This window comes from Candidatus Palauibacter irciniicola (genome assembly GCF_965208695.1).
GTDB lineage: Bacteria > Gemmatimonadota > Gemmatimonadetes > Palauibacterales > Palauibacteraceae > Palauibacter > Palauibacter irciniicola.
This window is the reverse complement of sequence record NZ_OZ242352.1, coordinates 159,996-177,518: the sequence shown is the minus strand read 5'-3', so window position 1 is coordinate 177,518 and position 17,523 is coordinate 159,996. Positions and strand designations below refer to the sequence as shown.

The window sequence follows — 17,523 nt, the reverse complement described above, 5'->3', positions numbered from 1 at the left end:
TTGCCTTCGCCCCTGCCGGGGCGCATCATAGGCGCCGGTTCGACGGTTCATCCGGTTTCTTCCGAGAGAGGTTCGATGGCCTCACGCTGGGTCGGTCTCGCGCTGGGACTCTGGTTCCTGGGCGCCCCGTTCATCTGGGGATACCCGTTCGGTTTCCTGTGGTGGCACAGCGTGGTGCTCGGCGGTTCCATCCTCGTCGTCACCATCACCTTCAACCTCGGCATCAACCGGATCAGCGGCTGGGGACTCATCGCCCTCGGCGCCTACAGCATGCTGTCGCCCTTCATCCACGGGTATCTCGCCAACGCGCAGGCCTTTTTCAACGACCTCATGTTCGGCGTCATCACCGTGGGCACGGGCGCCGCGATGGGCGGAGCGGGGATCGAACACTCCGACGAGGCCCCCAGCACCGCCTGACCCTGGCGGTGTCAGTTGTCGCAGCGGCGTAGATCGCGGCCGGACCGGTCTTCTTGCTCGAGGACGAGGAGGACCCGGGCCTGACGCGCCTCCGAGACGACGACGCGTGGCGTTGGCGACCCGAAGCCTCCGCAATCGGCCCGGACCTGGTAGGCGCCGGGCGGCAGGTCCCCCATCGCGAAGCGGCCCGCCGCGTCGGTCACGACGCGGATGTCGGTGCCGACCAGCATGACGGGCACGGCCGGGAACCCGCGCCCCGTGTTCCCGTTCACGACCCGCCCGGCGACTGACCCCGGCATCGTGACGGGGACGATCAGACGGGCCACCTCACCAGGTTCGGCGCGGAGCGTGGCGACCTCGCCCGGATGGGGGCCGTAGGAGGGCGCGAGCGTCACGTCAGTTCCCGGCGGGAGGTCGCAGAGCCGGAAGCGGCCCGTCGAGTCGGACCGCACCTCGGTTTCGGGAAGTTCGCGCGGCCCCTCCTCGCCGGCCCGCGCGAACGACGCCCGGATGCGGGCCGCCGGCAACCGGACCTCGGTGAGCCGGTCCTCGACCGTGCCATCGAGCGTCACTTCGCCGGCGCCGCCGACCGGCTCGCAGAGCTTCACGTCGATCTGCGGAGCCTCTCCCCCCAGCTGCGCCATCCAGTCGGACCACAGGATGATGACGCCGCAGTAGATCGTGATGTCGTTGAGCGCGAAGAGCGGGATCGGCGACGAAGGCTGGTAGAATTCGGCGGCACCCAGATCCGTCACGGACAGTTCGTCCAGCAGGTACGCGGCCGGCCCCACGGGGGACTGGTACGTGCCGGCCGGATTGATCGACGCCGGCTTGCTGGTCCCCCAGCCAGAAACTTCGCCGATGAACTTCCGGTCGTACCAGACCTGCACCGTGGGACAGCGGGACAGGGGCGCACGCTGCTGCAGGTTTGACAGGAAATGCGGCAACCGCGTGAAGCCCGCGCTACGGGTTCGGATCCACTCCGGCTCGAAGTACGTGCCCCAGCCCTCCTCCAACCGGTCGTAGAAGCCCGTCTCGACCAAGCGGAGCGGCCGGCCCTCCACATCCACCTCCAGCGGCGCCACCTCGACCGGGTCCAGCGACAGCTGCACGTCGAGCGGGGCCGGCCCGTCAGGCCCCACCTCCAGCGGCACGCTGTACGCGGCGAACCCGATGCGCCGCACCCCGAGCACGTATTCGCCCGGCGCGATGCCGTCGAAAGCGAAGGCGCCGCCCGGGCCCGTGACGGTCTCCGCCACCACGACAGCCCCTCCAGCCAGCCGGACCGCAGCCCCCTCGACGGGAGCGCCGGTGTCCCCGGCGCGGACCACGCCCGCCACCCGGCCCGGTTCCTGCCCCACCGCCACCGCCGGCCCCGCGACACTCAGCGCAAGCGCCGCGAGCAGCGCCCGCCACGTCCCGCCCCGGACCCGCGACCTCCCGGAACCCGGCGACGTAGTGAGCGCGGCGTTGTGCGCTGAATCCACCGCGATCCTGATCATCCGAATACCCTCCGGGCCGCACGACGTGCATCTCTCTCTTCCCGCTACACGATCTGAGAGCACCAAAGGTTACGCAAAGGTGATGCGCAAGAGCAGCCAGACGACGTCGACCAGGAGCGAGAGTCCGGCCCCCCACGCCGCCCCGAAGATCAGGCGCCGACCGCGGATGCGGCAGTACGCGACGCCGAGCAGCGCGTGGAACACCGTGTCGAACGCTCCCACGGCCGGGATGTCGGCCGGGGACCCCGCGAACCCCGAAAAGGACGTGCTGTGGCTGCCCGCCGGGACCGGCTCGGCGGGATCCGGAAGGAACATCGCATCGGGATCCGGCAGCAGGGTTGCCGCAGTCCCGCCGAGTTCCACGCCGCCCAGCGCCAAGGCGACTCGGAGCGCGTGGCCGGCAAGCAGGATGTACCCGACATGGACCGTCACGCTGAAGAGTTGTCGGAACGACACTCTTTCTCCCGGCGTGAATCGCGACACCGCCAGGAGAATGCCCGCCAGCGCAACGAAGTACGCGGGCGTGGTGAGGATTTCACGAATGACGGAGGCGACGGCGTACGTGACCACCACGAACGGGACGGCAACGGCGATCGGAAGGCGCATCGCCATGACGATTCCATGCTCGGCGTGAGCCAGCGCTGCCGCGGTCCACAGGAAGGCGCTCACGGCGAGATAGGCGACGAGCGACCGCCTCCACACGGGCTCCGCCGCCAACGCATCCAACAACGACAGAAAGCGATGGTAGAGGCGGATCACATCGGACCGGCGAAGGGAAGCAGCTCAGGTGCGGCAGACTGCACTCCATAGACCCTTACCTCGTTCATGCAGAGTTCCACCAGCCGCCCGCCGACGAGGGCGTAGTCCAGTCCGAAACAGTCGGAGGCGCGTGGCTCGCGCCAGCGCGCAACGACGGAAACAGAGTCGCCTTCCGACAGCGGAATCGTCGTCGCGAGGGTCAGGTGCGCGGTGGAGGCGGGCGCTACCCAGAGACCGCCCAATCCCATCCGCACGCCTCGCGAGAAGGGGATGGTCTGGGTAGACAGGCCCTCCCGCCCGACCGCCTCGGCGTCGGCGGCGACGGCGTTGACGAGCCACGCCGGAAAAGCGACCGGCTCGACATCCGTGATCCGGCCGGCCGCGATGTCTAACGCGATGCGCCAGGCGCCGTACGCCCGGACATCCGTGTTCCGGAAGGCCACGACCGTATCGTGCGCAACGACTGCGAATTCGAGATCGTACTCCGCCCATAACGACTGAAAGTCATCAGGCGCCAGTTCCGGGGGAAGCTCCCCGGCGAGATCCACCGCGTCTTCTCCGGACTGCACCGTGAGCGAGACTCCCCGACCATCGAACTTCCGGTACAGCACCGCGCCGTCCGGCAGCACGGCGAAGCCCCGGACCATCTCCGGAACCCGTAACTCTTCCAGCAGATGTCCGTCCGCGTCGAACCGCGACATCCGAGCGAGCCGGAGATCGGCCACCCACACGCCGCCACGGGGATCGGCTTCGATGGAATACGGGTTTTCGAACTCGCCGGGCCCCCCACCCGGACCCCCGATGATGGCACGCAGGTTCGCATCCCGGTCGAGACTAAGGACCTGCTTCGCGAACATATCGAGGACGTATATCTCGTTCCCTCGGGTGTCGACGGCGAGATCCGACGCGTACCCGATCAGTAGCTCCGATTGCATGTCGAGGGGATCGGCGGGGAACCCCGCGATGAGCGCTCCAGGTTCGAAAACCCGATAACCGGCCACCGAAGCCGTGGGGGTGGCGCCTGATGGAGTGGGCGTACTCGCGTCGGACTGATTCTGGGTCCAATCGCAAGCAGCGGCGATGGCCACAACCATCGCCGCTACGCTCCAGCCAATCGTTCGTCTAAGCAGGGCCACAGTCGTTCCAGTGATGTCGGACAAGTCGCCTGTGGCCGTCGCTGCCCTCTACAATGTACATACAGTCACAAGCCTCGCACACGAAGAGAATTAGATTGACTGTGACACACCCGCCAGCTACTGCGTCTTCACCGCAACCGCCCGATTGGAAAGCCGCGACGGTCGCTGCGGTAGCCGGCGTAGCGTGAATGGCGGTTTCCGCGTGAGCAGCGGCTTCCGCGTGAGCGGCCTGATGCGGTACAAGCGAAGCTACGAGTGCTGCGACCAGAGCGCACGCAACAAGCCGATAGCTTCGTGTTCTTACGTTCGACATCTCTGCCTCCCTGATCCAGAGGGACTCTTGCCCCAGGGATTGATACCCGAGGCTCGCACATGGACGCTGCGGGGCAGCAACCGTCGTCGGGTAGATGCAATGTCGGCGAATCTTTGACGAAATCGGTGTAAGGCTGGCCGCATGTGGTTTCAGGCGTTCCGTGAACCGGAATCCGCCACCTGGTTCCCGGAGTCGCCGGGCCGCGTCGGCTGCAGGAACCGCTCCACGAGAGCCGCCAGCAGGCGGTCGGGAGGCACCTTCTCCAGTTGCACCAGCGTGCACCCGGGCCAGCGTTTCGACTTGCGCTGAAGCGTCTCGCGGGCGAAGCCCAGGTACGCGCTCACACGCTTCCAGCCCAGACCCGAGGAACGAAGTTGCCTGGCTCTCAGGATCACCAGGGCCTCCAGGTATCGGCTCAGGGTCGTCCTGCCGCCCTGCCAGTCGCTGAACGCCTTCGAGAGTGTGATCGGCGAGTAGCGAACGGCGGCGGCCAACTCCTTGACGCTACGCGCGGGTCGGTCGGTGGCGGCACGGAGGCTGTACGGCAGCGCGGTTCGAAGGGCGGGGGGCAGCGTCGCTTCCGCGGCTTGCTCAGCCAGGCGCAGTAGCGGGACCGACCCGCGGGCGGCTTCGATCTCGAGCGGGAGTTCAGTCTGGAGGTCCGCGAACCAGACGATGGCCGACGCTTTGACGTCGCTCAGCCGGCGAACGGCTTCGGGTTCGCGATCCGTGACGAGGATGATGGGCAGCCACAGCCTCCTCCGTTCGATGTCCCGCAGTAGGTCGATCGTCTCCGCCGGGATGGGATGGCGGCAACCGAGAATCAGACACTCCACGGGGCCATCGCCATTCGTGAACTGAGCGGCATCCGTCACAACCCGTGCGGCGTTGCCGGCCGCTCGCGCGATGAGCGCGGCGTCGTCTTCCGAGCCTGCAAGAACGTTGATCATGCGTACCTGCGCCGAACGTTTTCGATGTATCCCCCTGACTTCTAGATGTAGATGCCTCCAGCGCGTCGAACCTTACTTGGGCTCGAAGGGTGGTGGGGCCGGGCGGGAGTGTCGGAATCGCCGAAAACCCGCTTGGGCTGTACGGATTCGAGGGTTGCTGCTAGGCTCCGAACTTTGCGAGGCGGCCGGCGCTGGCGGCGGCGAGGCGCATGAGGTCGCAGCCTCGGACGCGGCCGTGGACGCCGGCGCGGCAGGCGGTCTCGCCGAAGGTGGTGGCGGCGTCGTTGCGGGCCGGGGGGCCGTGGAGGAGGAAGGGTACGGGGTGCCAGCTGTGGCTGCTCATGACGGAGGGGGTCGAGTGGTCTCCGGTCACGAGGATGACGTCGGGTCCCGCATCGACGAGGTCGGGGACGATGACGTCCGCTTCCTCGATGGCGGCTACCTTGCGGTCGAAGTCGCCGTCTTCTCCGGCCTTGTCGGGAGGCTTGAAGTGGAGGAAGAAGAAATCGTAGTCGGCGAACCGCGCCTTCAGGGCGTCGACGAGCGGGGGGGCGCCCGCGGGCACCGTGCGCGCATCCATGCCGACGAGGCGCGCGACGCCGCGGTACATGGGGTACGCGGCGGCGGCGGCGGCGCGCATGCCGAACACGTCGCTGAAGCGGGGCCAGCCGGGCTGGCTGGAGACGCCGCGCAGGAGCGCCATGTTCGCCTGCGTCCGGCCGGCGAGCCGTTCGGCGGCGGCTTCGAGCCACGCCGCGAGGAGTCGCGCGGTCGGCTCGGATTCCGCGTTTCGCGCTACGGGGGCTCGGGTCGGGAGGCCGGGCTGGCCGGGATCGGTGTCGTTCACGGCGTCGCCCGCCGGGGCATCGGGGTGCAGGACGAGGACGAAGCGGTGTTCCTTCACGTGGCGCACGGTGCAGCGGGCGCCGGCGAGTTCGATGCCGTTGAGCTGAGCGGCCAGGGGGGCGGCTTCCTCGCACGGGATGCGGCCCGCGCGGCGGTCGGCCACCCGGCCTCGGGCGTCGAGGGTGCAGAAGTTGGCGCGCACGGCGATGTCGCCCGGCCGGAGGGGGAATTCGATGCCGAGGGCCTCGAGCACGCCGCGGCCGATCTCGTACACGAGGGGGTCGTAGCCGAACAGGGCCAGGTGGCCGGGGCCGCTGCCCGGGGTGATGCCCGGCGCAACGGGGTCGTGGAGGCCGCACGTTCCGGCGCGCGCGAGTTCGTCCAGGTGCGGGGTGCGGGCGGCCTCGAGTTCGGTCGGCCCCCCGGGCTCGCGCGGCAGCCCGCCCAGCCCGTCGAGCACGTAGAGCAGCACCTTGCCCCCGCCGCCTCCGGCGAGGCGGGCGATCCGGTCGAGTTCCATGCGGCGGAACGTATGAGCGGCCCCGGCGGCTGGCCAATCGCGCGGGCGCGCCGGTGAGCCTCGCGGTCGCCGCGGACGGCGTCACCCGGCGCTTCGGGCGGCGCTGGGCGCTGCGCGGCGTCGATCTCGCCGTGCCGCGCGGGGCGGTCGTCGCGCTGCTCGGCGCCAACGGGACGGGGAAGACCACGCTGCTCCGCGTGATCTCGACGCTGCTCAGGCCGACGGCCGGCGGGGTGGAGGTCCTGGGGCACGCGCTCCCCGCGGGCGGGGATGAGATCCGGACGCGCGCCGCGTTCATGACGGCCGGCGGGCACGCGTACGAGGAGTTGACCGGGGTCGAGAACCTGCGCTTCGCGGCCCGCATGTCCGGGACGGCGGCGGCGGACGAGGACCTGCGGGACGCGCTGGCCGCGGCCGACCTCGGGGGGGCGGCGGACGTCCCCGTGCGGGCCTGGTCGACCGGGATGCGCAAGCGCCTCGAACTCGCGCGGCTCGGGCTCCGTCCCCTCGAACTCGTGCTGCTCGACGAGCCCTTCGTGAGCCTGGACGAGGACGGCGTGGGCCTCGTGCACGAGGCGGTCCGCGGGTGGCGCGAGGCGGGCGCCGCCGTGGTCATCGCCTCGCACCGCGTCGAGGACGCGACCCGACACGCCGACGAGGTCGTGCGGCTGGCGGGCGGCCGGGTGGCCGCCGACACCGCATGAGCGCCCTCGCGCGGCGAGCCGCCGCCATCCTGTGGAAGGACATCCTCTCGGAGACCCGCACGCGGCAGGGTTTCACGGCGATGCTCTCCTTCGCCGCGCTCGTCCTCTTCATGTTCGGCTTCGCCATCGGGGTGGACAACGACCTGCTCGGACGGCTCGCGGGCGGCCTCCTCTGGGTCGCGATCGTCTTCACCGGCACCCTCTCCCTCGGCCGGACGTTCCAGAACGAGGAACTCGCGGGCGGCACCCACCTCCTGCGGCTCTATCCCGGCGACGTGCGCGCGATCTACCTGGGGAAGCTGGCCGGCAACCTCGTCGTGCTCGCCGCGCTCGAGGTCGTCCTCTTCCCCGCCGCCGCGATCCTGTACCGGGTCGACTTCGCCGCGCAGGCCGGCCCGCTCCTCCTCGTGGCCGCGCTCGGCACCTTCGGCTTCTCCGTCATCGGGACCTTCTTCTCCGCCCTCACGGTCCACCTCAGGGCGCGCGAACTCCTGCTGCCGCTCCTCCTCTTCCCCGCCCTCGTCCCCGTCGTCCTCGGGAGCGTCGGCGCCACGGAGGCGTTCCTGGCCGGCGACCCGCTCGGACGGGCGGGAGGGTGGCTGAGGTTACTCGCATCGTACGACGTGATATTGTTCGTCGTCTGTCTCTGGATCTTCCCCGTCGTCCTCGAGGAGTGATGCGGGTTCAATGAATAGACTGACCATGCTCGGGTGGCTTGCAATCGCCCTCATCGCCGTCGGCACCGTGCTCGGACTCGCCGTCCTGCCCGCCGACGCGCTGCAGGGCGAGGTCCAGCGCCTCCTCTACGTCCACGTGCCGGTCGCGTGGGTGATGATGCTCGCGTTCTTCGTCGTCTTCCTCATGAGCATCCTCTATCTCGTGCAGCGCCGGCTGAAATGGGACCTCCTCGCGGTTTCCGCCGCGGAACTCGGGGTGGTCGCCGCCGTCCTCACCCTCATCCTCGGCACGCTGTGGGGCCGGCCCACGTGGGGGATCTGGTGGGCGTGGGACCCGCGAATCACGACCACGGCGCTCCTCGTACCCATCTACACGGGATACCTCGTCGTGCGGTCGATGGCGGAGGATCCGGACCGGCGCGCGCGCTGGGCGGCCGTGATCGGTCTCATCGCGTTCGTCCAGGTCCCGATCGTGTACCTGTCGGTGTTCTGGTGGCGGAGCCTCCACCAGCCCCCGTCTTCTCCGCAGTCGATGTGGAGCGCGTACGGGCTCGTGATGCTGCTCGGATTCGTCGCGTACACGCTCGCGTTCGCGTACCTGTGGCTGCGGCGTTACCGGCTGGCTGCAACGGAACTCGAACTCGAACTGTCGGGTCCGGAGGAAGGGTGAACCGGGTATGAACGATCACTGGCTGTTCATCGGCGCCGGATACGGCATCACCTGGGTCACGCTGTGCTGGTATCTCCTCCGCCTGCGGCGCCGGGAACGCGCGGCGGCCCCGGCTTCGGGCCGGGGCGGCGAGGGAGCCGGAGCGGGGGGTCCGGGGTAGAAGCAGTCGGGAAAACGTGCGGTTCGCTCCGGTTTTCTCTATCATTTCAGGTTTGTATCAAGAGCGATCGGACAACCGACCCGGGTCAGGATTCGGATTTCATATGGCGAAGACGGCTACCGGCCGACGCATGTTCTTCGACACGCACGCGCTCGACTCGTTCGACCAGTATCTGCAGGATGTCGAGCGCTATCCGCTCATCGAGAACCCGCAGATCGAGCGGGAGATCGCGCGGAAGGCGCGGGCGGGCGACCGTCACGCGGCAGAGCGCCTCGTCACGGCGAACCTGCGCTTCGTGATCTCGTATGTGAAGAAGTACCAGGGCCGGGGCCTCAACCTGGCCGAACTCGTCTGCATCGGGAACGAGGGCCTGCTCAAGGCGGTCAAGAAGTTCGATCCCGACAAGGGCGTGAAGTTCATCTCCTACGCGGTGTGGTGGATTCGGCAGACGGTGCTGCAGGCGCTGGCCGAGCAGACCCGCTCCGTGCGCATCCCGCTGAACCAGAACTCCAACCTCGTCAAGCTCTCCCGGACGGAGACGGCGCTCACGCAGAAGCTGGGGCGCTCGCCGACGGACCGTGAGATCGCCGAGGAGATGGAGGAGCCGGTGGAGACGGTGCGCGCCCTGCGGCGCGTGGCCTCCGCCGAACTCAGCCTCGACGCGCCGCTCGACAAGTCCGACCGCGACAGCGCGTCCTTCGGGGAGCGTTTCTCCGGGATGGACGACGCGGACATCGAGGAGGATGTCGAGGACCAGGCGCGCCGGGAGTTCCTCGAGAAGATGTTCGAGCGCTACCTCACCGAGCGCGAGCGGAAGATCCTCGTCCTCTACTACGGCCTCGACGACGGTGAGGAGATGACGCTGGAGGAGATCGGTTCGCTCCTCGGCGTGACCCGCGAGCGCATCCGGCAAATCCGAAACCGGGCCTTCGACAAGCTGCGCGCCTCGCCGGACGGAGAGGCGCTGGAAGGGTTCTGGCGCGCGACCGCCTGAAACCCCGGGGGCCTACCAGCACGACAGGAGAGGTCCCATGCGACGGTCCCTGCCCATCTCACTGCTTTCGCTGGCTTTCCTCGTCTCCCTCGCTCCAGCGGCGTCCGCGCAGACGAACCCGCTGTGGACGCAGGAGAAGGTGAAGAACTACCTGCCGCACATGACCGTGCCGGAGGTGCGGGACTTTCTCGCGCGCAGCGACATGGTCCTGATCCCGGTCGCCGCGCTGGAACAGCACGGCAACCACCTGCCGATCGGCACCGACTACCTGAACGGGGTCGAGCAGGCGAAGCTCGTGGCGCAGCGGGCCGACGTGCTGGTGGCTCCGATCCTGCTGCCGGGGCAGTCCCCGTATCACATGGGGTTCGAGGGGACGATCACGCTGCCCTCGACGCTGATCCAGGAGGTGTACGTCGAGGCGGTCAAGAGCCTCATCGCGCACGGCTTCAAGCGCTTCCTGATCATGAACGCGCACGGAGGGAACCGCGCCATCACGACGTTCATCGTGGACCGGATCAACCAGGAGACGGCGGGGATCGCCGTGGACCTGGGCGCGGTGTCGGGGCGCTTCCGGGATCGGGAGCGGATGGCCTCCGTCCCGACGCCGCCGCCCGACGAACTCGACCGTCACGGCGGGACGCCCGAGACCTCGAGTTCGCTCTATCTCATGCCGACGCTGGTGGACATCGACGCGGCGGTGCCGGCGGAGGTCACGATGCCGGCCCACCTGGAGGCGATGCTCCCGGACGTGCTGGCCGGCGACCCGACGGCGCTTGCCGTGTTCCTCGCCGAGGGGCTCAAGGATGAGTCGACCGGCAAGGGCACGTCGTCGGCGGAGATGTCGTCCACGGGCGTGTGGGGCACGCGACATCCGGCCGAAGCGACGGTGGAACGCGGCCGCGTCGCCACCGAGATCTTCGTCGACGCCGCGGTGGCCTTCATCGAACGCTGGAACGAACTCCGCCCCCCGGTTCCTGATCTGGCTCGGGCGCGTCAGCGAGCGGAGCGCGCGGAACTCGGGAAGGGTGAGGAGGAAGATTCCGAGGGTGATGGCGGCGCTTCCCACGCACCAGCGGCAGATGGCGTGGATGACCCAGAGTTCGAGCGCCGTCAGGTAGATCGTGAAGGCGAGTCCGCCCAGGGCGAGCACGGCCAGCACGCGCGGGATCCAGCCGGCGGCGCCGATGCCGTCCCGGGTCCCCAGCATCGAGACGCCGAACACGGCCGCGTACCAGCCCACGCCCCAGCCGGCCACGGGGAATCCGAGGAAGCGGGCCCAGCGCGATCCCTGCACGAGGTCGCAGCCGCCACCCGCGCCGCACGCGAGTTCGCCGTAGTAGCCGAGCGCGTAGAGAAAGAGGTAGGTGGAGAGGAAGGCGCCGGCCAGCGCCAGGAGCGCGATCCCCCGGCGCCGGTTCAACTCACTCATGGGTTATGGTGCTCCCTGTCCACTCTCCGAGGCATCGCTCCCGGACGACAGTTCCTCGAGCCGGGCCTGGATGAGGCCCTCGATGTGCGTGTAGGGCTCCACCCCCCCGAGGTCCACGAGCACCCCGTCGACGAAGAGGGTGGGCGTGGAGTTCACCCCGCGGGACACGCCGAACTGGTGGGACTTGGCGATATCCACGAGGGGGCGACGCTCGCGCATGCACGCGTTCCAGGCATCGGCATCGACGCCGGCCTGAGCCGCGATCTCCGCGATGGCATCTCCGGGGTTGGTGAGCTGATACCACCGCGTCTGACGCGAGAGGATCAGATCGTGCACCGGCCAGTAGAGTCCCTGCTCACCCGCACAGCGCGCGGCCAGCGAGGCCGCGACGGAGTTGGGGAAACCGACCATGTAGTCGTATGAGACCCAGCGCACGGGAGCGTTCGCGGTCTCGACGTAGTTCTGGCGCAGCAGCTTGCCGGCGAAGCCCGCGAACGTCGCGCAGTGAGGGCAGGAAGGGTCGTAGAACTCCTCGATCGTGATCGGCGCGGACTCGGGTCCGATCGCCACGCCGACGGAGGCATCGGGCTCCGCCTCGGCCAGGACCTCGAGAAGATCCGGGTGTGTCGCGGGCGGACCCGAGCCGGCCTGTCCGCCCCCCACGAAGAGCCAGTACCCGCCGGCGGCCACGATGACGACCAGGGCGATCGGGAACCACCGGTTCTTGCGCGCGGGAGCGCTCGTTTGCTGTGCCATCTTCCTTGCCATCTGTCGTAACTCCCTCTGTCCTGAATCAGATCCCGGGCCAGCCAGGGATCAGGTCGCGGGCCAGCCAGGCCAGCGCGGCGGCGACGAAGAACGTCACTATCGCGAGAATCGCCCATCGGGCCCGCTTCGACAAGCGTCGGGCGCGCAGGGCTGCCAGCGCCCGGAGACCGGGGATCATGCGATCGGACCACAGGGCCGCGATTTCGAGGAGCGCCGCAGCGGCCGCGGAGACGTATCCCCGGTCGAGCTTCGTCACCTCATCCGTCCAGGCGCGGATCGCCTCCTCGACGCTCGCTTCCTCCGCCTCCGGCGGGGCGAGATCGCGCGCGTGCAACTGCTGCAGGAGGAGCTGCTGCCGGGCCAGCGCGGCGTCGAACGCGGGGCTCAGGTCGTCGATGTGCTTCGACATCGTCTCCCGCAGGCCGGGCTCCTCCGCCACGGCCAGCGCCTTCTCGCCCTTGTCCCGGTCGAGACGCCGGGTCCGGACGACCGCCTGAACTTCGGCCGTGTACACCCGTACCAGCTCCTCCGCGGCGCCTCGAAAGGCGGCCGTGGCGTCCTGCCTCATCTGCTCCGCATCCATGGCCTGAACGGCGCCGGCGACGGAGTCGGCTTCGAGCGCGGCGGAGCGCCGCAGCATGAGCGGGCCCAGCGCGATCTCCCCGAGCGTCCGGAAGTGTCGCTCGAAGTAGCGCCGATCGAAGCTCTCGCCGATCGAGGGGTCGATCCGCACGCGTTCGACCGCCGCCTCGCACACGCTCTGCAGCGTATCCGCGCCCACGGAGAAATCGGGCAGGCGCGCCCGCAGCGGCCGCGCGACCTCCCCCTTGTCGAACATCTCCAGTGCGTCGTCGGTGTCCGGAGGCGCCGGGACGGTGCCGGCCACCTCGAGGACGGCGCGGATTTCCTCCGGGAAGAGATAGCGAATCTCGAAGGACGCATCGCCCTTGGCGAGTTCGAGGACGGGGCGGCCATCCCCACGAGCGTCGTCGACCGCTTCGGCGGCGTGCTCGGTCGGCCAGCGCAGGGTGTACTCGTGTTCTTCGGCGAAGAGATGCAGCCCTCGCCTCGTGAACACCGCGAGGTAGAGTCCCTCGAGGGGCGCGTCGCCGATCCTGCCCGCGATCGCGGTGCCGGCGGTACACACGACGACGTCGGCGGCCAGCGGCCTGAGGAGGGACCGGCGGCCCGCCACGTCGCTCCCCCGTTCCACGGTGCGGGCGAAATCCTCCAGGTCTCCGCTGTCCCCGAAGAAGGCGACGGTGTGCCGCCGGGCGAAGACGAGGATGAGGCCGGCCCGCCGCGAGACCCAGAAGACGGACGCGAGCGGGATCTGCCGGTCCTCGAAGTGAATCCCGGCGGGCGTGCAGACGACCGAGACCTGGGGCCGTACCTCCTCGCCCGCGAGGTGGACATCGAATCGATACGCCTTCGGATCGCGTTTCGGGCTCCGGTTCATGCGCTTGCCAGAGCCGACATCACGCGGCCGGTGTCCTGGAGCGAAGGAAGCGCTTCGTCGGCGCCGGCGCGGCGGAGGTCGTCCACGGAGAAGCGTCCGGTGGCCACGCCGAGCACGGACAGGCCGGACCCGCGGGCACACTCGATGTCGTGCGGGGTGTCCCCGATGATCCAGGTGCGGCCGGGGCCGTAGCGCGTTCCGGTGTGGCGGAAGGCCCGCTCGAGCGCGATAGGCGGCAGGCGGTTCCGGTCCGCGTCGTCGCAGCCGAAGGCGCCGAACGGAAAGCGGCCCCAGAGCCCGACCGCCGAGAGCTTGCCCTTGGCGCCGGCGACGATGTTGCCGGTCAGGAGCCCGAGCGTCGCCCCCTCCGCCTCGAGCGCATCCAGGATCTCGGGGACGCCCGGCGTCGGGCGCATCCGGTCGCGCCGCTCGTCGATCTCGCCCTCCAGCCGGGCCGCGTAGGCGGGCCACAGCCGATCGAACGCCGGCGCGATCTCGGCCTCGGAGAGGCCTTCGGCGCGGAGGAGGGTGCGCACGATCTGAGGATCCGTCATGCCGTCGAAAGGGAGATCGTCGATGGGACCTGGCGTCCCGTATACCTCGATCATCGCGCCCTCGATGGCCGCGCGGCCGACCCCCGCGGCGTGCACCAGCGTCCCGTCGATGTCGAACAGCACGAGCTTCGCGGCCCGTCCCGCAGCCCCGTTCGAGACGGTCAACCGCCGATCCAGTCCGCGAGGAGCGCGGGTTCGATGTTGCCGCCGGACAGGACCGCCACGGTCTCGCCCCGAGCCGCGGGCGCCGCCGCGCCGCTGAGCAGCGCCGCCACCGTGGCCGCTCCGGAGGGCTCCACGACCAGCCGCAGGCCGAAGAGCCAGCGCACGGCGTCCCGGATCGCCTCGTCGTCGACCGTGATGACGCGGTCCACCAGATCGCGGCAGTGGGCGAAGGTGAGGTCGCCGGGGCGGACCGGCTTGAGACCGTCGGCGACCGTGGACACGCGGTCGAGCGTGACGGGCGCGCCGTGCTCGAGCGAGCGCAGCATCGAGGCGGCCCCCTCAGGCTCGACGCCGATCACTTCCGCCTCCGGGCAGCGGCGCCGCACAGCGGCCGCGACGCCCGACAGTTGCCCTCCGCCACCGATCGGAGCCAGCACCATCCCCGGCTCCCGGGAGCCGAGTTGCTCGATGATCTCGAGCGCCACGGTCCCCTGTCCCGCGATGATGTCGGGGTCGTCGAACGGCGGCACCATCGTCCCGCCGACTTCCCGCTGGATCTGCTCGGCGCGCGCCTTGCGCTCGGCGGACGTCGTACCCTCGAGTTCGACCTGCGCCCCGAGGGCGATCGTCGCCTCGCGTTTCACGTCCGGCGCATCGACGGGCATCACGATCCGCGCCGGCACGCCGAACGCGCGCGCGGCCCACGCCACGGCCTGCGCGTGATTGCCCGACGAGTAGGTGAGGAGTCCGGCGGCCCGCTCCTCCGGTGAGAGCCGGCTCACGTAGTTGTACGCGCCGCGCGCCTTGAAGGCGGAGACGCGCTGGAGGTTCTCGCACTTGAGCCATACGCCGTCCGGCGCGTCGGTCGCCCCGCGTCCGCCCGCGCGCGGGAACGGGGCGGGGATCAGGGGCGTGCGTCGAACCGCTCCGCGAATCCGCTCGTGCGCGGCCTCGACGTCGGCGAGCGAAACGAGGGTCGCGGTCGCGCCGGTCACTCGGCCTCCGGGCGATCATCCTCCGCGCGCTCGTCCTCCGGGAGATCGTCCTCCGCCGGATCCGTGCCGACCGGATCGATCATCCCGGCCACGTCCACGAGTTCGTCTCCGTCGTCGAGAGAAACGAGCCGCACGCCCTGCGTGTTGCGCCCGATCACGCGGATCTCCTCCGCCCGTTGCCGGTTGATCACGCCGTTGCGGGTCACGAACATCAACTCATCCTCGTCCGTCACCTCCCGCACCGCCGCGACGAGGCCGGACTTCTCCGTGGGCTTGAGGTTGATGAGGCCCTTGCCGCCGCGCTTCTGAATCCGGTAGTCGTCGACGTCGCTGCGCTTCCCCATCCCCAGTTCCGTCGCGGTCAGGAGGGAGCCGCCGCGCCGGGCGACCACGAGCCCGACCACGGTATCGTCGTCCGAGAGCCGGATGCCGCGCACGCCCTGCGCCGGCCGTCCCATCTCCCGGGCGTCGCTCTCGGCGAAACGGATCGCCATCCCGCGCCGCGTGGCGAGAAGCACATCGTTCGAGCCATCGCTCAGCTTGACGTCGATGAGTCGGTCGTCCTCGCGGATGTTGATGGCCCGCAGCCCGCCGGCGTGCACGTTCCGGTAGGCCGCGAGGCTCGTCCGCTTCACGAGTCCGCGCCGGCTCGCGAAAATCAGGAAGCGGTCGTCGGAGAACTCCCGCACGCGCACGATGGAGGCGACCTCGTCGCCCTTGTTCATCCGGAGCAGGTTCACGATGGGCTTGCCGCGGGCCGTGCGGCGCGCCGGCGGGATCTGGTACACCTTGAGCCGGTACAGCCGCCCATCCCGCGTGAAGATGAGGAGATAGTCGTGGGTCGAGGCGAGGAAGAGGTGCTCCACCCAGTCCTCTTCCTTCGTGCCCATGCCCGCGATCCCGCGCCCGCCGCGCCGCTGCGCCCGGTAGACCTGGGGCTCGATGCGCTTGATGTAGCCGGAGTGCGAGACGGTGATGACCATCCGCTCTTCGGCGATGAGGTCCTCGTCCGTGAGGTCCGAGGTGTCGGGCACGATCTCGGTTCGGCGCTCGTCCCCGAACTTGTCGACGAGGACCGACAACTCCTCTCCGACGATCTCCATCCGCCGGTCGCGCGAGGCGAGGATGGCCTCGAGTTCCTGCCGGCGCGCGCGGACCTTCTCCAGTTCCTCCTCGAGTTTCTCGATTTCGAGACCCGTGAGGCGCGCGAGCCGCATGTTCAGGATCGCGTCGGCCTGGCGCTCGCTGAGATCGAAGGCCGAGCGGAGTTCGGCGCTCGCGACCTCCGTCTCGGGAGAGGCACGGATGATGCGGATGACTTCGTCGATGTTGTCGACCGCGACCTTGAGCCCCTCGAGGACGTGTTCGCGGTCCTTCGCCACGCCGTACTCGAAGCGCGTCCGCCGCTCCACGACCTCGTGCCGGTGCTCGAGGAAGTGTCCGAGCATCGTCTTGAGGTCCATCACCTGCGGCTCGCCGTTGACGAGCGCGAGCATGATGACGCCGAAGGTGGATTGCAGCTGCGTGCCCTTGAAGAGCTGGTTCAGGACGATCTGCGGCACCGCGTCGCGTTTCAGCTCGATGACGACCCGGATCCCGTCCCGGTCGGACTCGTCGCGGAGGTCGGAGATGTCCGTGATCTTCTTGTCGCGCACCAGACCCGCAATCTGCTCGATGAGGCGGGTCTTGTTCACCATGAAGGGGATCTCGCGGATGATGATGCGATCGCGGCCGTCCCGTCCCTCCTCGATATCCGCCTTCGCACGCATCACGACCCGGCCGCGGCCCTGCCGGTAGGCTTCGCGGATTCCGGCCCCGCCGAAGATCGTGCCCCCGGTGGGGAAGTCGGGGCCCCGGACGATCTCCATCAACTCGTCGAGCGTCGTGTCGGGCGCCTCGATGAGGCGGTGGCAGGCGGCGGCCACTTCGCGGAGGTTGTGCGGGGGGATGTTCGTCGCCATGCCCACCGCGATACCGGACGAGCCGTTGACGAGGAGGTTGGGGAGCGCGGAGGGTAGCACGGTCGGCTCCTGCAGCCGATCGTCGAAGTTCGGGGTGTGGTCGACCGTGTCCTTGTCGATGTCCCCGAGAAGCTCGCTCGCGAATCCGGCGAGCCGGGCCTCGGTGTACCGGTAGGCCGCGGCGGAGTCGCCGTCCACGGACCCGAAGTTGCCCTGGCCGTCGACGAGCGGATAGCGGAGCGAAAACTCCTGCGCCATGCGGACGAGCGAATCGTAGACGGCCGAATCGCCGTGCGGATGGTATTTGCCGATCACGTCACCGACGACGGTGGCGCTCTTTCGGTAGGGCCGGGTGGGGCCGAGGCCGGCCTCGTGCATCGCGTACAGGATCCGCCGGTGGACCGGCTTCAGCCCGTCGCGCACGTCCGGCAGGGCACGCTGCACGATGACGCTCATCGAATAGTCGATGAACGATTCGCGCATCTCTTCTTCGAGCGGTCTCTGCTCGACGCGTTCTATACTCTCGGTGGTCATGGATTCCCGC

The 17,523-nt window shown here is 69.4% G+C and carries 16 protein-coding genes and 2 pseudogenes; 7 read left to right on the top strand and 11 right to left on the bottom strand.

Features of this window, described 5'->3' with window-relative positions; genetic code table 11:
* The first annotated feature begins 75 nt into the window (after nucleotides 1-75).
* The gene (locus ACOGI9_RS00770; protein WP_310758014.1) at nucleotides 76-417 is read left to right on the top strand and encodes an SPW repeat domain-containing protein; all 342 of its coding nucleotides are present in this window, start codon (nucleotides 76-78) and stop codon (nucleotides 415-417) included.
* 11 nt (nucleotides 418-428) lie between these two features.
* Here ACOGI9_RS00770 and ACOGI9_RS00765 read toward each other — a convergent pair whose 3' ends face one another.
* The 5 genes from ACOGI9_RS00765 to ACOGI9_RS00745 all read right to left on the bottom strand — a co-directional run bounded on the left by ACOGI9_RS00765 (nucleotide 429) and on the right by ACOGI9_RS00745 (nucleotide 6,443).
* Nucleotides 429-1,919 carry a carboxypeptidase regulatory-like domain-containing protein gene (locus ACOGI9_RS00765; protein ID WP_419858013.1) on the bottom strand — a complete coding sequence of 497 codons (1,491 nt, stop codon included), beginning with the start codon at nucleotides 1,917-1,919 and terminating at the stop codon, nucleotides 429-431.
* A 69-nt stretch (nucleotides 1,920-1,988) separates the two neighbouring features.
* Complete coding sequence (locus ACOGI9_RS00760) at nucleotides 1,989-2,678, bottom strand: hypothetical protein (RefSeq protein ID WP_419858012.1); 690 nt, start codon at nucleotides 2,676-2,678, stop codon at nucleotides 1,989-1,991.
* A complete protein-coding gene (locus ACOGI9_RS00755; protein WP_419858011.1) occupies nucleotides 2,675-3,838 on the bottom strand; it encodes a hypothetical protein in 1,164 nt (387 codons plus the stop codon). The genes ACOGI9_RS00760 and ACOGI9_RS00755 overlap by 4 nt, the downstream gene beginning before the upstream one ends.
* Before the next feature lie 438 nt (nucleotides 3,839-4,276).
* A complete protein-coding gene (locus tag ACOGI9_RS00750) occupies nucleotides 4,277-5,077 on the bottom strand; it encodes a helix-turn-helix domain-containing protein (RefSeq protein WP_419858010.1) in 801 nt (266 codons plus the stop codon).
* 160 nt (nucleotides 5,078-5,237) lie between these two features.
* Entirely contained in the window at nucleotides 5,238-6,443 is a 1,206-nt protein-coding gene (locus tag ACOGI9_RS00745; RefSeq protein ID WP_419858009.1) for a 2,3-bisphosphoglycerate-independent phosphoglycerate mutase, read from the bottom strand.
* Between the two features lie 53 nt (nucleotides 6,444-6,496).
* Here ACOGI9_RS00745 and ACOGI9_RS00740 point away from each other — a divergent pair, with 53 nt between their 5' ends.
* From ACOGI9_RS00740 to ACOGI9_RS00715, 6 genes and pseudogenes are all read left to right on the top strand, one after another.
* Nucleotides 6,497-7,147, top strand: coding sequence for an ATP-binding cassette domain-containing protein (locus ACOGI9_RS00740; RefSeq protein ID WP_419858008.1), 651 nt, complete (start codon nucleotides 6,497-6,499; stop codon nucleotides 7,145-7,147).
* Entirely contained in the window at nucleotides 7,144-7,824 is a 681-nt protein-coding gene (locus ACOGI9_RS00735) for a heme exporter protein CcmB (protein WP_419858007.1), read from the top strand. Before ACOGI9_RS00740 ends, ACOGI9_RS00735 begins: the two co-directional genes overlap by 4 nt.
* 10 nt (nucleotides 7,825-7,834) lie before the next feature.
* Nucleotides 7,835-8,494: a cytochrome c biogenesis protein CcsA gene (ccsA, locus tag ACOGI9_RS00730; RefSeq protein WP_419858006.1), complete on the top strand. Its 660-nt coding sequence runs from the start codon at nucleotides 7,835-7,837 to the stop codon at nucleotides 8,492-8,494.
* Between the two features lie 7 nt (nucleotides 8,495-8,501).
* Nucleotides 8,502-8,654: a heme exporter protein CcmD gene (locus ACOGI9_RS00725; RefSeq protein WP_419858005.1), complete on the top strand. Its 153-nt coding sequence runs from the start codon at nucleotides 8,502-8,504 to the stop codon at nucleotides 8,652-8,654.
* A gap of 103 nt (nucleotides 8,655-8,757) precedes the next feature.
* Nucleotides 8,758-9,648 (top strand): sigma-70 family RNA polymerase sigma factor, encoded by an 891-nt coding sequence (locus ACOGI9_RS00720; protein ID WP_419858004.1) that lies wholly within the window; start codon nucleotides 8,758-8,760, stop codon nucleotides 9,646-9,648.
* A gap of 37 nt (nucleotides 9,649-9,685) precedes the next feature.
* Nucleotides 9,686-10,531 (top strand): annotated as a pseudogene (locus tag ACOGI9_RS00715) (creatininase family protein); the annotation flags it as partial.
* Between the two features lie 153 nt (nucleotides 10,532-10,684).
* Here the strand turns inward: ACOGI9_RS00715 and ACOGI9_RS00710 are convergent.
* The 6 genes and pseudogenes from ACOGI9_RS00710 to gyrA form a co-directional block, all read right to left on the bottom strand.
* A pseudogene (locus ACOGI9_RS00710) lies at nucleotides 10,685-11,077 on the bottom strand (vitamin K epoxide reductase family protein); the annotation flags it as partial.
* 3 nt (nucleotides 11,078-11,080) lie between these two features.
* Nucleotides 11,081-11,845 (bottom strand): DsbA family protein, encoded by a 765-nt coding sequence (locus ACOGI9_RS00705; protein ID WP_419858003.1) that lies wholly within the window; start codon nucleotides 11,843-11,845, stop codon nucleotides 11,081-11,083.
* Nucleotides 11,846-11,870: 25 nt separating this feature from the next.
* On the bottom strand, nucleotides 11,871-13,304 hold the full coding sequence (locus tag ACOGI9_RS00700) for a hypothetical protein (RefSeq protein WP_419858002.1): 1,434 nt from the start codon (nucleotides 13,302-13,304) through the stop codon (nucleotides 11,871-11,873).
* Nucleotides 13,301-14,023, bottom strand: coding sequence for an HAD family hydrolase (locus ACOGI9_RS00695; protein ID WP_419858001.1), 723 nt, complete (start codon nucleotides 14,021-14,023; stop codon nucleotides 13,301-13,303). Before ACOGI9_RS00695 ends, ACOGI9_RS00700 begins: the two co-directional genes overlap by 4 nt.
* Nucleotides 14,020-15,018: a threonine ammonia-lyase gene (locus ACOGI9_RS00690; RefSeq protein WP_419858000.1), complete on the bottom strand. Its 999-nt coding sequence runs from the start codon at nucleotides 15,016-15,018 to the stop codon at nucleotides 14,020-14,022. The genes ACOGI9_RS00695 and ACOGI9_RS00690 overlap by 4 nt, the downstream gene beginning before the upstream one ends.
* On the bottom strand, nucleotides 15,015-17,513 hold the full coding sequence (gyrA, locus tag ACOGI9_RS00685; protein WP_419857999.1) for a DNA gyrase subunit A: 2,499 nt from the start codon (nucleotides 17,511-17,513) through the stop codon (nucleotides 15,015-15,017). The genes ACOGI9_RS00690 and gyrA overlap by 4 nt, the downstream gene beginning before the upstream one ends.
* Nucleotides 17,514-17,523 lie beyond the last annotated feature (10 nt).

Bases quoted from the DNA above. Each gene is read 5' to 3' on its own strand.
- ACOGI9_RS00770 (WP_310758014.1), top strand. From the start codon at position 76: ATGGCCTCACGCTGGGTCGGTCTCGCGCTGGGACTCTGGTTCCTGGGC.
- ACOGI9_RS00700 (WP_419858002.1), bottom strand. From the start codon at position 13,304: ATGAACCGGAGCCCGAAACGCGATCCGAAGGCGTATCGATTCGATGTC.
- ACOGI9_RS00750 (WP_419858010.1), bottom strand. From the start codon at position 5,077: ATGATCAACGTTCTTGCAGGCTCGGAAGACGACGCCGCGCTCATCGCG.
- ACOGI9_RS00720 (WP_419858004.1), top strand. From the start codon at position 8,758: ATGGCGAAGACGGCTACCGGCCGACGCATGTTCTTCGACACGCACGCG.
- ACOGI9_RS00705 (WP_419858003.1), bottom strand. From the start codon at position 11,845: ATGGCAAGGAAGATGGCACAGCAAACGAGCGCTCCCGCGCGCAAGAAC.
- ACOGI9_RS00725 (WP_419858005.1), top strand. From the start codon at position 8,502: ATGAACGATCACTGGCTGTTCATCGGCGCCGGATACGGCATCACCTGG.
- ccsA (WP_419858006.1), top strand. From the start codon at position 7,835: ATGAATAGACTGACCATGCTCGGGTGGCTTGCAATCGCCCTCATCGCC.
- ACOGI9_RS00735 (WP_419858007.1), top strand. From the start codon at position 7,144: ATGAGCGCCCTCGCGCGGCGAGCCGCCGCCATCCTGTGGAAGGACATC.
- ACOGI9_RS00745 (WP_419858009.1), bottom strand. From the start codon at position 6,443: ATGGAACTCGACCGGATCGCCCGCCTCGCCGGAGGCGGCGGGGGCAAG.
- ACOGI9_RS00765 (WP_419858013.1), bottom strand. From the start codon at position 1,919: ATGATCAGGATCGCGGTGGATTCAGCGCACAACGCCGCGCTCACTACG.
- gyrA (WP_419857999.1), bottom strand. From the start codon at position 17,513: ATGACCACCGAGAGTATAGAACGCGTCGAGCAGAGACCGCTCGAAGAA.